This is a genomic window from Pseudomonas sp. MT3, assembly GCF_054720805.1.
The window spans coordinates 75985-88653 of the sequence record NZ_JBTVPY010000003.1 but is presented as its reverse complement, the minus strand read 5'-3'; the positions used below and the strand labels follow the sequence as shown (position 1 = coordinate 88653).

9 protein-coding genes are annotated in these 12669 nt (G+C 64.0%); 4 read left to right on the top strand and 5 right to left on the bottom strand.

The window, feature by feature from the left end:
- Positions 1 to 151 precede the first annotated feature (151 nt).
- Positions 152 to 2056, top strand: coding sequence for a M14 family metallopeptidase (locus tag ACYCAX_RS03930; protein WP_460247458.1), 1905 nt, complete (start codon positions 152 to 154; stop codon positions 2054 to 2056).
- Positions 2057 to 2189: 133 nt separating this feature from the next.
- Here the strand turns inward: ACYCAX_RS03930 and ACYCAX_RS03925 are convergent, their stop codons facing one another.
- From ACYCAX_RS03925 to ACYCAX_RS03910, 4 genes are all read right to left on the bottom strand, one after another.
- On the bottom strand, positions 2190 to 5039 hold the full coding sequence (locus ACYCAX_RS03925) for a valine--tRNA ligase (protein ID WP_460247457.1): 2850 nt from the start codon (positions 5037 to 5039) through the stop codon (positions 2190 to 2192).
- A gap of 191 nt (positions 5040 to 5230) precedes the next feature.
- The gene (locus ACYCAX_RS03920; RefSeq protein ID WP_460247456.1) at positions 5231 to 5587 is read right to left on the bottom strand and encodes a DNA polymerase III subunit chi; all 357 of its coding nucleotides are present in this window, start codon (positions 5585 to 5587) and stop codon (positions 5231 to 5233) included.
- A gap of 19 nt (positions 5588 to 5606) precedes the next feature.
- On the bottom strand, positions 5607 to 6035 hold the full coding sequence (locus tag ACYCAX_RS03915; protein WP_460247455.1) for a DNA polymerase III subunit chi: 429 nt from the start codon (positions 6033 to 6035) through the stop codon (positions 5607 to 5609).
- 34 nt (positions 6036 to 6069) lie between these two features.
- Complete coding sequence (locus ACYCAX_RS03910) at positions 6070 to 7560, bottom strand: leucyl aminopeptidase (RefSeq protein WP_294975567.1); 1491 nt, start codon at positions 7558 to 7560, stop codon at positions 6070 to 6072.
- Between the two features lie 200 nt (positions 7561 to 7760).
- Here ACYCAX_RS03910 and lptF point away from each other — a divergent pair, with 200 nt between their 5' ends.
- Positions 7761 to 8885, top strand: coding sequence for an LPS export ABC transporter permease LptF (gene lptF / locus ACYCAX_RS03905; RefSeq protein WP_015478526.1), 1125 nt, complete (start codon positions 7761 to 7763; stop codon positions 8883 to 8885).
- The gene (lptG, locus tag ACYCAX_RS03900; RefSeq protein ID WP_015478525.1) at positions 8878 to 9945 is read left to right on the top strand and encodes an LPS export ABC transporter permease LptG; all 1068 of its coding nucleotides are present in this window, start codon (positions 8878 to 8880) and stop codon (positions 9943 to 9945) included. Before lptF ends, lptG begins: the two co-directional genes overlap by 8 nt.
- Positions 9946 to 10064: 119 nt before the next feature.
- On the opposite strand, the gene ACYCAX_RS03895 is transcribed toward lptG, so the two are convergent.
- Positions 10065 to 10577: an RDD family protein gene (locus ACYCAX_RS03895; RefSeq protein ID WP_015478524.1), complete on the bottom strand. Its 513-nt coding sequence runs from the start codon at positions 10575 to 10577 to the stop codon at positions 10065 to 10067.
- A 171-nt stretch (positions 10578 to 10748) separates the two neighbouring features.
- Here ACYCAX_RS03895 and ACYCAX_RS03890 point away from each other — a divergent pair, with 171 nt between their 5' ends.
- Positions 10749 to 12299, top strand: coding sequence for an EAL domain-containing protein (locus ACYCAX_RS03890; protein WP_460247454.1), 1551 nt, complete (start codon positions 10749 to 10751; stop codon positions 12297 to 12299).
- Positions 12300 to 12669: the final 370 nt, after the last annotated feature.

The following is a 12669-nucleotide window of genomic DNA, read 5'->3' as shown; positions in this document are numbered from 1 at the left end:
TTCGCAAGGTCATTCCGCCCTGGAATGAACATGCCGCCCCGGAGCGGGCGCGACGACGAACCGCGCTGGCGTATCCCCGGAGTTGTCTATGGTTGATGCACGGGCGCGGACGTGCTCGCAGGACGATTTGCCGCACAAAGGAGACTCTCCCATGCACCACCTCTCATCCCGGACCTTGCTCGCCGGCCTGTTCGCCACCACCAGCCTGCCCCTGTACGCCGCCCTGCCTTCGGCGCCGGGATACATCGATGACAGCGGCTACAGCGCCGCCGCCAAGACCCGCATCCTGCCGGCGATGTTCGAGCAGAAGCTCACCAGCACCAAGTACATCGCCAAGGCCGACAACCCGCTGATCACCCTGGCTGAGTCCAGCGGATTCAAGCAGACCTCCGATTACCACCAGACCCGCGCCTGGCTGGAGAAGCTGGCGGAGGCCTCCGGCGGCGCCATCACCCTGAGCGACCTGCCGGAGAACAGCGCCACCGGCGAGCCGATGCTGCTGGTGACCGCCAGCCGCGAGGCGGACAAGTCGGCCGCCGGGCTGAACAAGTCCGGCAAGCCGACGATCTTCGTCGAGGCGGAAATCCACCCCGGCGAGGCCAACGGCAAGGACGCCATGTTCATGCTGCTGCGCGACATGACCACCGGCGACAAGCCGCTGGCCGCTCTGCTGGACAAGGTCAACATCCTCTTCATCCCCACCGTTAACATCGACGGCGACCTGCGCCGCAGCCCCTACGGGCGGATCAACCAGAACGGCCCGGACGTCACCGGCTGGCGGGTCAACGGGCTGAACTACAACCTCAACCGCGACTTCACCAAGCTCGACAGCGCGGAAATCCGCAACGTCGCCTCGGTGTTCAATCAGTACGACCTGAGCTTCTTCGCCGACACCCACTCCACCGACGGCGCCATGTATCCCTACGACAGCTCCTACTGCCACAACGGCAACGGCTGGTCGCCGGCTTCCAGCGAGTGGATGGACAAGGTGATGCGCGGCCCGGTGTACAAGGAGCTGGAGGGTGACGGGCATGTGGTCCACGAGTGCATCAGCTTCAACGACAACCAGGACCCGACCCAGGGCTACTACCCGTACCGCACCGACCTGGCGCGTTTCTCCAACCAGTACGGCGACATCCGCAACGTGCCCTCGATCCTTATCGAGCAGCACGCGCTGCACCCCTACGAAATCCAGGTTCTGGGTAACTACGTGATGCTCAAGGCGATGTTCCAGGTGATCGGCGACAACGCCGACTCGCTGAAGCAGGCGATCGTCAAGGACCGCGAGCGGCTGGCGGCGCAGAAGCAGGTGATCCTCACCTGGAAGCCGGGCGATGCGCAGCACACGCCGTTCACCGTGGGCGACTACCGCTACGAGGAGTCGCCGATCACCGGCAAGAAAACCATCGTCTGGAGCAACAAGCCCAAGCAACTGAACGTGCCGATCACCGACAACTCGGTGCCGGACCTGGTGGTGAAGCGGCCGAAACAGTATGTGGTGCCGGTGCAGTGGAGCGAGGTGATCGCGCGCCTGAAGTCCCACGGCATCCAGATGAAGACCCTGGATAAGGCCACGCCCATCGAGGTGACCCTGCAGCGCATGGACGACATCAAGCTGGCCGGCGGCTTCGAGCCTGACCGCGCCGCCAGCAACGAGATTCCCGGCTATGAAGGGCACCTGTTGGTCAGCGGCGTGGGCAAACCATTCCAGCGTCTGCAGACCTACCCGGCCGGTTCGGTGGTGATTGATACCGACCAGCCGCTGGGTGTACTGGCGATCAACCTGCTGACCGCGGAAAGCCCGGACTCGTTCTGGTCCTGGGGCTTCTTCAACTCGACCCTGGTTTCCGCCGAGGAGCCCGAGGAATACGTGATGGAGCCGATGGCGCGCAAGATGCTCGCCGAAGACCCGAAGCTGAAGGCCGAGTTCGAGAAGAAGTTGAAAGACGACAAGGCCTTCGCCAAGGACGCCCAGGCGCGCCTGCAGTGGTTCTACCAGCGCACGCCGTTCTATGACGTGAATGCCTACGTGTATCCGGTGGGGACGGTGTACTAGCGGCGACTGTAGGAGCGAGCTTGCTCGCGAACGCTCTTGCTTGGAGGATTGGGCTGTTCGCGAGCAAGCTCGCTCCTACAGGGGGTTCCCCCGCAAAGCACAAGGCCCGCATTGGCGGGCCTTGTGGTGGGGCTTACAGACTGGCGATCTTCTCGCGCTGCTGGATCAGGTTGGTCACGGCCTGCTCGGCTTCAGCGAGCTTGGCGCGTTCCTTCTCGATCACTTCCGGCGGGGCCTTGGCGACGAAACCTTCGTTGGACAGCTTGCCGCCCACGCGTTTGACTTCGCCTTCCAGGCGCTGGATTTCCTTGTCCAGGCGGGCCATCTCGGCAGCCTTGTCGATCAGGCCGGCCATCGGCACCAGCACCTGCAGGTCGCCGACCAGCGCGGTGGCGGACATCGGCGGCTCTTCGCCTTCGTCCAGCACGCGGATGGTCTCGAGCTTGGCCAGCTTCATCAGCAGCGGCTCGTTGTCGGCCAGGCGGCGGTGATCCTCGGGGGAGGCGTTGTTCAGCACCAGGTCGATGCGCTTGGCCATGGAGATGTTCATCTCGCCACGGATCTGGCGAATGCCCAGCATCAGGGCCTTGACCCACTCGATGTCGCCTTCGGCGGCGGCGTCGATCTTCGCCTCGTCGGCGATCGGCCAGGGTTGCAGCATCAGGGTGTCACCGGATTTCGCAGCGGCGCCCTTGATGCGCTGCCAGATTTCCTCGGTGATGAACGGCATGAACGGATGCGCCAGGCGCAGTGCGGTTTCCAGTACGCGCGCCAGGGTGCGACGGGTGCCGCGCTGGCGTTCGATCGGCGCGTTCTCATCCCACAGCACCGGCTTGACCAGTTCCAGGTACCAGGCGCAGTACTCGTCCCAGATGAACTCGTAGAGGGCCTGGGTGGCGAGGTCGAAGCGGAAGGCGTCCAGCTGGCGCGCGACTTCGATCTCGGTGCGCTGCAGGGCGGAGATGATCCAGCGGTCCACCGAGGACAGCTCGACCGGCTCGCCATTCACGCCGGTGTCCTTGCCATCGGTGTTCTCGATGACGAAGTTGGCGGCGTTCCACAGCTTGTTGCAGAAGTTGCGGTAGCCCTCGACGCGGCCCATGTCGAACTTGATGTCGCGACCGGTGGAAGCCAGCGAGCAGAAGGTGAAGCGCAGGGCGTCGGTGCCGTAGCTGGCGATGCCTTCGGGGAACTCGGCCTTGGTCTGCTTGGCGATCTTCTCGGCGAGCTTGGGCTGCATCATGCCGCTGGTGCGTTTCTCCAGCAGCTCGTCCAAGGTAATGCCATCGACGATGTCCAGCGGGTCGAGCACGTTGCCCTTGGACTTGGACATCTTCTGGCCCTGGCCGTCGCGCACCAGACCGTGGACGTAGACGGTCTTGAACGGGATCTGCGCGGTGCCATCGCCATTCTTGATCAGGTGCATGGTCAACATGATCATGCGCGCAACCCAGAAGAAGATGATGTCGAAGCCGGTCACCAGCACGTCGGTGGGGTGGAAGGTCTTCAGGTAGTCGGTCTGCTCCGGCCAGCCGAGGGTGGAGAAGGTCCACAGGCCCGAGCTGAACCAGGTGTCGAGGACGTCTTCGTCCTGGCGCAGGTTGGCGTCGCCCAGGTTGTGCTTGGCGCGTACTTCGGCCTCGTTGCGGCCGACGTAGACGTTGCCGGCGTCGTCGTACCAGGCCGGGATGCGGTGGCCCCACCACAGCTGACGGCTGATGCACCAGTCCTGGATGTCGCGCATCCAGCTGAAGTACATGTTCTCGTACTGCTTGGGCACGAACTGGATGCGGCCGTCTTCCACGGCGGCGATGGCCGGTTCGGCCAGCGGCTTGGTGGAGACGTACCACTGGTCGGTCAGCCAGGGCTCGATGACGGTGCCGGAGCGGTCGCCCTTGGGTACTTTCAGCGCGTGGTCGTCGATCTTCTCCAGCAGGCCGGCGGCTTCGATGTCGGCGACGATCTGCTTGCGTGCGACGAAGCGGTCCATGCCGGCATAGGCGGCGGGCAGGCTGGCGTCCAGCTCTGCGTTGACGCTGCCGTCGAGCTTGAACACCTGGGCGACGGCGAGGACGGCGGCGTCCTTGTCGAAGATGTTGATCAGCGGCAGGTCGTGGCGCTTACCGACTTCGTAGTCGTTGAAGTCGTGGGCCGGGGTGATCTTCACGCAGCCGGTGCCGAACTCGCGGTCGACGTAGTCGTCGGCGATGATCGGGATGCGCCGGCCCACCAGCGGCAGGTCGACGAAGGTGCCGATCAGCGCGGCGTAGCGCTCGTCTTCCGGGTGAACGGCGACGGCGCTGTCACCCAGCAGGGTTTCTGGACGGGTGGTGGCGACGACCAGGTGGTCCTTGCCGTCGGCGGTCTTGTGACCGTCGGCCAGCGGATAGCGCAGGTGCCAGAGGTGGCCCTTCTCGTCGTGGTTCTCCACTTCCAGGTCGGAAATGGCGGTGTGGAACTTGGTGTCCCAGTTGACCAGGCGCTTGCCGCGATAGATCAGGCCGTCCTCGTGCAGGCGCACGAAGGCTTCCTTCACGGCGTTGGACAGGCCCTCGTCCATGGTGAAGCGCTCGCGCGACCAGTCCACGGAGGAACCCAGGCGGCGAATCTGGCGGGTGATGGTGCCGCCGGACTGATCCTTCCACTCCCAGACCTTCTCCAGGAACTTCTCGCGGCCCAGGTCGTGACGGGCGATGCCCTGGGCGGCCAGCTGGCGCTCTACCACCATCTGGGTGGCGATGCCGGCGTGGTCGGTGCCCGGCTGCCACAGGGTGTTGCGGCCCTGCATGCGGCGGTAGCGGATCAGCGCGTCCATGATGGCATTGTTGAAGCCGTGGCCCATGTGCAGGCTGCCGGTGACGTTCGGCGGCGGGATCATGATGGTGTACGGCTCGCCGGAACCTTGCGGGGCGAAGTAGTTCTCTTTCTCCCACAGGGGGTACCAGTGGGATTCGATGGCGTGGGGCTGGTAGGTCTTGTCCATGAGCGCGGCGGGACCCTGATAAGGCTAGACGGAAAACCGGTGAGTATAACGGGGCGCGGGCCTTACAGGCCACCGGGGCGGCAGGGGGAAGCAATTGTAGGAGCGAGCTTGCTCGCGAACTGCCACCACTGCGAGCTTGCAGAAGAGCGTTCGCGAGCAAGCTCGCTCCTACAAGTAAGGGGGCGGTGCGGTCAGCTCTTGCGCTGGGCCAGCAGGCGCTGGAGGCGGGCTTCCAGGCGGCGCTGCAGTTCGGCTTCGATCTGCGGCGCGAAGTCGTCGATCACGTCCTGCAGGATCAGCTCGGCGGCGGCGCGCAGCTCCAGGTCCAGGTGATCGAGCTCGGCGGTCCGTGGCTCCTGCGTCGGGGCTGCGGGTTCGGGAGTGCGCGGCGCGGGCGTGACGACGTCGGACAGCAGGGGAATGTTGTCCGGCTCGAAGGATTCGGTGAGCAGCGGCGGCTCGTTGCCCGATTCGTTCAGCAGGTCCTGGATCTTCTTCAGGTCTTCCAGCAGGTGGTCGGGGTCGTGCGGGGGCTTACGGCTGTCCATGATCTTGGCTGGTGCGCTCTCAAGGGCGAGGCAGGCGGTGGTCCTGCAAAGGATAGCCCTGCTCGCGGTAGCGGCGGAAATTCTCCCGCGCGGCCTGACGAATCGCCGGTTCTTCGATCACCAGTTCGGCGACCCGGTTGAAATGATCGACGAAGGGCGGAATGACCAGGGTCAGGTTGATCAGCAGGTCCCGGTGGCTTTCCGGCGGTTCGCCCAGGGCGAGTACCACCGGCGAGTCGGCATCTTCTTCCACCGCATTGTGTGGGATGAAGGTTTCGCCCCGGAAGTTCCACAGCCGGGCGTCCAGCGCATCGCGCTGGGCCTCGTCGCTGCACAGCACGAAGATGCGCATGCCTTGCCGCCAGGCCTTTTCGGCGAGGCGGCAGGCGATGGTCAGGCGTGCGTCGGGATCGGCGCTGGGAATGACATAGAAGTCGACCCGGGTCATGCGTTCGATCCCTTCGGCAGGTTGCACTGTGCCATTACTTGGCGCGGTCCAGCAGGTACTGGGTCAGCAGAGGAACCGGGCGGCCCGTGGCGCCCTTGTCCTTGCCGCCGCTGATCCAGGCGGTGCCGGCGATGTCCAGGTGCGCCCAGTGGTACTTCTTCGCAAAGCGCGACAGGAAGCAGCCGGCGGTGATGGTGCCGGCCTTCGGCCCGCCGATGTTGGCGATGTCGGCGAATGGGCTGTCGAGCTGCTCCTGGTACTCGTCGAACAGCGGCAACTGCCAGGCGCGGTCGTCGGCCACTTCACCGGCCTTGAGCAGTTGCCTGACCAGCGTGTCGTTGTTGCCCATCAGGCCCGAGGTGTTGGAACCCAGGGCGACGATGCAGGCGCCGGTCAGGGTGGCGATGTCCACCACCGACTGCGGCTTGAAGCGTTCGACGTAGGTCAGCGCGTCGCACAGCACCAGGCGGCCTTCGGCGTCGGTGTTGAGGATTTCGACGGTCTGCCCGCTCATGGTGGTGACGATGTCGCCCGGACGGGTGGCGCCGCCGCTGGGCATGTTCTCGGCGCAGGCCATCACGCCCACCAGGTTGATCGGCAGCTGCAGCTCCAGCACGGCGCGGAAGGTGCCGAACACCGAGGCGGCGCCGCACATGTCGAACTTCATCTCGTCCATGCCCAGGCCGGGCTTCAAGCTGATGCCGCCGGTGTCGAAGGTGATGCCCTTGCCGACCAGTACGTGCGGGGCTTCGTCCTTCTTCTTCGCGCCGTTGTACTGCAGCACGATCAGGCGCGGCGGCTGGTCGCTGCCCTGGGCGACGGCGAGGAAGGAGCCCATGCCCAGCTCGCGCAGTTTCTTCTCGTCCAGCACTTCGACCTTCAGGCCCTTGTATTCCTTGCCCAGCGCCCTGGCCTGCTCGCCGAGGAAGCTCGGGTGGCAGAGGTTCGGTGGCAGGTTGCCCAGGTCGCGGGTCAGGGCCATGCCGTTGGCGATGGCCTGGGCTTCCCTGGCGCCCTGTTCGACGGCGGCGGCATCGGCCTTGTCGACCAGCAGGGTGATTTTCTTCAGCTTCGGCGCGTCGGCCTTCTGGCTCTTGAAACGGTCGAAGACGTAGGTGCCGTCGGCCAGGGTTTCCACTTGCAGGCGAGCCTTGCCGTGGGCGTCGCGGCCTTTCACGGCGAGATCGCCCAGGGCCAGCGTGGCGTCGCCGCCGCCGAGGTTCTTCAGGGTGGAGAGAACCGAGGAAACCAGTTTGCGGTAGGCGCGGTCGGAGAGATCGCGTTCCTTGCCGGCGCCGACCAGCAGGACGCGCTCGGCCTTAAGGTTCGGTAAATCCTGCAGGAGTAGCGTCTGGCCGACCTTGCCCGCCAGATCGCCACGCTTGAGCAGGGCGCTGATGGCGCCGCCGGTGACGTCGTCCACGGCCTTGGCGGTGGCGCCGAGCTTGCGGCCTTCGCCGACGGCGATGACCAGGGTGGCGGTTTTCAGGGTTTCCGGGCGTACGCTTTTTACAAGGAATTCCATAGCTTGGTGTCCCCAGGACAAAAGGCTCACGATGGCAAGGTGGTCTGCGAGGTTCAGGCAGACTGCGCAGTGACAGGCCTGGCGAATCGCAGGATAATGCCGGCTATTTTCGCTGGATCGCGCTCGCGCGGGCCGGCAAGGCTTCACGGCGGCTAGTTTGAGCGTAGCCGCCTGAGCGTGACAACCCTGGAGTGTCCGGTTTGATTGTCTTCCGTTATCTGTCCCGTGAAGTGCTGATCACCATGAGCGCGGTGAGCGCCGTGCTGCTGGTGATCATCATGAGCGGCCGTTTCATCAAGTACCTGGCGCAGGCCGCCCAAGGCATGCTCGACCCGGGGTCGCTGTTCATGATCATGGGCGTGCGTCTGCCGGGCTTCCTCCAGTTGATCCTGCCGCTGGGGCTGTTCCTGGGCATCCTGCTGGCGTACGGGCGGCTGTACCTGGACAGCGAGATGACCGTGCTCACCGCCACCGGCATGAGCCAGCAGCGCCTGCTGGCCTATACCCTGGCGCCGGCGCTGCTGGTGGCGCTGATCGTTGCCTGGCTGAGCCTGTTGCTGGCGCCGCAGGGCATCACCCAGATGCAACTGCTGCTGAACAAGCAGGATGCGATGACCGAGTTCGATACCCTGGCGCCGGGGCGCTTCCAGTCGATGCGCGACGGCTCGCGGGTGACCTATACCGAAACCCTGGCCAATGAGCGCACGCAACTGGGCGGGGTGTTCATTTCCGACAAGAACCCGCCGCGCAACGGCAAGGAGGGCGGGGTTTCGGTACTGGTGGCGACCAGCGGCGAACAGCAGATCCATGCCGACGGCAGCCGCTACCTGATCCTCAAGGATGGCTATCGCTACGATGGCACGCCGGGGCAGGCCGACTACCGGGCGATCAAGTACGACACCTATGGCGTGCTGCTGCCCAAGCCGGAAGTCAGCAGCGAGATCGATGATCGCGATGCCATTCCCACCAGCGAGCTGATCGGCAGCGATGACGTGCGCATGAAGTCCGAGCTGCAATGGCGCCTGTCGATTCCCCTGCTGGTCTTCGTGGTCACCGTGCTGGCGGTGCCGCTGTCGCGGGTGAACCCGCGTCAGGGCCGTTTCCTCAAGTTGCTGCCGGCGGTTCTGCTCTACATGACCTACCTGGCATTGCTGATCGCCGGCCGCGGCATGCTCGACAAGGGCAAGATCCCGCTCGCACTGGGGCTGTGGTGGATCCACGCGCTGTTTCTGGCGATCGGCTTGCTGCTGCTGTACTGGGAGCCGTTGAGGCTCAAACTGGCCGCCGCACGGGCAAATTCTGGGCGGGAGCCGAAGCATGCGTAAGCTGGACCGTTACATCGGCGTCACCGTTTTCATCTCCATCCTTGCCGTGCTCGGGGTCATTCTCGGCCTGGCCGAACTGTTCGCCTTCGTCGACCAGTTGGGGCAGATCACCGATACCTATACCCTCGCCGAGGCGCTCAAGTTCGTGCTCCTTACCGCACCCAGCCGCGCCTACGACATGCTGCCGATGGCGGCGTTGATCGGCTGCCTGGTTGGCCTCGGCAGCCTGGCCAGCAGCAGCGAACTGACCATCATGCGCGCCGCCGGCGTGTCGCTGCAGCGCATCGTCTGGGCGGTGATGAAACCGATGCTGGTGCTGATGTTCGCCGGCATCCTGCTGGGCGAGTACGTGGTGCCCTACACCGAAACGATGGCCCAGAGCGGCCGCGCCCTGGCCCAGAGCAGCGGCGGAGCGCAGAGTTCGAAGTCCGGCCTGTGGCACCGCCAGGGCCGCGAGTTCATCCATATCAACGTGGTGCGCTCCGACGGCGTGCTGCTGGGGGTGACCCGTTACGATTTCGATGACGCACATCGCCTGCAGACCGCCAGCTTCGCCAAACAGGCGACTTTCCAGAATGATCAGTGGATGCTCGAGGGGGTAACCACCACTGTGCTGCACATGGACCAGAAGCGCAGCGAAGTGGTGAGCAAGCCCACTGAAGCATGGAATATCCAGCTCAGTCCGCAGTTGCTGAACACCGTCGTGATGGAGCCGGAAGCGCTGTCGATCAGCGGGCTGTGGAGTTATATCCATTACCTGCAGGACCAGGGCCTGAGCGCCAACCGCTATTGGCTGGCGTTCTGGACCAAGATCCTGCAGCCAGCTGTTACCGCAGCGTTGGTGCTGATGGCGATTTCCTTCATCTTCGGCCCGCTGCGCAGCGTAACCCTCGGCCAGCGCGTGTTCACCGGCGTGCTGGTGGGCTTCACCTTCCGCATCGCTCAGGACCTGCTCGGCCCGTCCAGCCAGGTCTTCAACTTCCCGCCGTTGCTGGCGGTGCTGGTGCCGGCGACGATCTGCGCGTTCCTCGGCGTGTTGCTGCTGCGAAGGGCCGGCTGACCCTGTAGGAGTGAGCTTGCTCGCGAACTTCTAGATACTGAGTGAATCCTGTTCGCGAGCAAGCTCGCTTCTACAAAAAGCAAAAAGCCGGCAATTGCCGGCTTTTTCATGCCTGGAGATCAGCCCCGGCCCTGCGTCGTCTTGCGCACGGCCTTGGGAATCTGGATCACCACGCTCTCCGAGTAGCGGTCGTGCCAGGTGCGCTTGTTCTTGTCCCAGAGCATCCACAGGAACCCCAGGCCCAGGCAGGCCCAGGAGCCGATGGAGATAATGAAGCGCAGCAGAGCCTGCAGCAGGCTGATCCGCGAGCCGTCGGCGTTCTGCACGCGAATGCCCCAGACCTGCATGCCGAGGGTCTGGCCGCTGTAGGTCCAGAACTTCGCGAAGAAGGCGAACAGGCTGATGAACAGCAGGCTGGACAGCAGCGGGTCACCGGTCAGGCCACCCTGGTCGGCCAGTTGCCTGAGCTTTTCGCCGCCATAGATAAGCCGAAGGAAGCCTTGCTGGTAGGCCAGCGTCACCACCATCAGCAGTGCCACGCAGAGCAGGAAGTCATAGAACATGGCGGCCAAGCGGCGAATGAGCGTGGCGGGCGGGAAGTTTCCCGCGGGCTGGAGCTGCGGTTTGGACATGGTGTCTTCTATGGCGAATCGTGGGTCGGCAGGGGTGTTGCCCTGGATGAATGGGGCGGGATTATACGTTTTCCAGCCGGGTTCGGCCTTCGCCGGACGAGAGCTGTTCTAAGCTGGACGAATGCCGCTCGCCTGGAGGCGTAGCGAAAGGTCGCGCAGCAAGGAACAAGGATGCCGTTACGCAACTATGCCCGACGCTGGCGGGTGCCTCGATTGGTGTTTTCCCTGTCGATGGCCCTGCTCCCCCTGGCACTGGGCAGTTCCATCATCTATTGGCAGGCCCTGCGAACCCTGTCCGCCGAGGCGCGGACTGCGTCCAACGAAGCGTTGCGCCTGTTCGACCTCATGCTGAGCAATGCCGAAGGTGCGGCCAGGGTGGCGTTGTCGCAGAAGGACAAGCCCTGCGAAAGCGCGACCCAGGTGTTGCGCGAGCAGGTGGCCGTGGTGCCTTTCGTGCGTTCGGTCAATCTCACACGGGACGACCACATCTATTGCTCCTCGCTGTTTGGCGACTTCAAGGCACCGCTGGATCATTCGTTCTACGTGGAAGGGCGTTTGCGCCTGATGGCGGGCAACCCGTTGACGCCCAATGTCGGGCTGCTGATCCTGCGCCGGGTCGACGGCGAGTTCGGGGCGCTGGCCACTGTCGATGGACGTTACCTGAGCAACACCCTGCAACTGGTCGATCAGCGCAGCGACTTGCAGTTGCAGGTGGGCGGGGAGTGGATGGATGAGCAGGGGAATGTCTATGCCAGGGACCCCGATCCGTTGCCTATCGGTCATATACGCCTGGTTTCCGAACGCTTCCCGTATTCGGTGACAGGCGGATTTACCGCGGGTTCGCAGTGGCAGCACATTCGCCAGGACGCGCTGCCGCTCGCTTCGCTCTTGCTGTTGCTGGGGACGATCTCCGGTCTGGCCTGCTACTGGTTGTGGGGGCGCTCGGCGACGCCAAGCCTGGAGCTGGAGCGGGCGCTGATGGCTGGGGAGTTCGTTCCCTATCTGCAGCCGCTGGTGGATGCGCGCGATGGGCGCTGGGTTGGTGCGGAAGTGCTGATGCGTTGGCAGCACCCGCGCGAAGGGATGGTCGGCCCGGACCTGTTCATCCCGATGGCCGAGCGCTCCGGCCTGATCGTGCCGATGACCCGCGACCTGATGCGCCAGGTCGGCGATGGGTTGGTTCCCCACGGTGAGCTGCTGGGGGAGGGCTTCCACCTGGGCATCAACATCAGCGCCGTGCATTGCAGCGAGGCGGGCTTGTTTGATGATTGCCTGAGCCTGCAGGCGAAGTTCCTGCCATATAGGCCGAACCTGGTGCTGGAGCTGACCGAACGGGAACTGATCGCGGCCAGCGGAGTGACCGACCAGTTGTTCGGCCGCCTGGATGCCCAGGGCATACGGCTGGCCCTCGACGATTTCGGTACCGGCAACTCGAGCCTGGCTTATCTGCACCGCTTCAAGGTGGATGCGCTGAAGATCGACAAGAGCTTCGTCGCGATGATTGGCGTGGATGCACTCTCGGTACGCATCCTCGACAGCATCGTCGAACTGTGCGGCAAGCTGGATCTGATGATCATCGCCGAAGGGGTGGAGACCGAAGAGCAGCGTCGTTACCTGGCCGAACGTGGAGTGGATGTGTTGCAGGGCTACCTGTTCGGCAAGCCGATGCCGCTGGAGGAGTTCGTGCAGGCGATGCGCGAGGAGAGCGAAAGGGCTCGCTGAGGACTGGATGGCTGTGGGCCTCCCACTGCAGCTGTACGGACGGCATGGGGCTGAACGGCCTGCGTATACCCAGTGCCGTTTGTGTCTTTCCACGGTTGCCGCAGTCGTTAACAGCGAAAACTTTACATAGGGTATTTCGGACGTGTTTTTCCTCTGCGGCCTGCTTCTTATCCTGGGGCGGCGGATAAAGATTAGTGATAACTGGTTCACACTTTTAAATTTGTCCGGCCTGCCGTTTAACTTTTTTTTGACATTTGTCATTTGGTTTTAAGGGAGAGTTTCATCCCCGGCCGCGTTTAGAGCCGGTATTTCAGGGGAAAAGCCAAGAAAATCAATGTCTACGAAGTGTTCGTTCGGACACTTGTAGCGA

What these genes read in the sequence shown, in the direction of transcription:
- ACYCAX_RS03910 (WP_294975567.1), bottom strand. Translation starts at nt 7,560, where the DNA reads ATGGAATTCCTTGTAAAAAGCGTACGCCCGGAAACCCTGAAAACCGCC.
- lptG (WP_015478525.1), top strand. Translation starts at nt 8,878, where the DNA reads ATGCGTAAGCTGGACCGTTACATCGGCGTCACCGTTTTCATCTCCATC.
- ACYCAX_RS03920 (WP_460247456.1), bottom strand. Translation starts at nt 5,587, where the DNA reads ATGGACAGCCGTAAGCCCCCGCACGACCCCGACCACCTGCTGGAAGAC.
- ACYCAX_RS03890 (WP_460247454.1), top strand. Translation starts at nt 10,749, where the DNA reads ATGCCGTTACGCAACTATGCCCGACGCTGGCGGGTGCCTCGATTGGTG.
- ACYCAX_RS03895 (WP_015478524.1), bottom strand. Translation starts at nt 10,577, where the DNA reads ATGTCCAAACCGCAGCTCCAGCCCGCGGGAAACTTCCCGCCCGCCACG.
- ACYCAX_RS03925 (WP_460247457.1), bottom strand. Translation starts at nt 5,039, where the DNA reads ATGGACAAGACCTACCAGCCCCACGCCATCGAATCCCACTGGTACCCC.
- ACYCAX_RS03915 (WP_460247455.1), bottom strand. Translation starts at nt 6,035, where the DNA reads ATGACCCGGGTCGACTTCTATGTCATTCCCAGCGCCGATCCCGACGCA.
- ACYCAX_RS03930 (WP_460247458.1), top strand. Translation starts at nt 152, where the DNA reads ATGCACCACCTCTCATCCCGGACCTTGCTCGCCGGCCTGTTCGCCACC.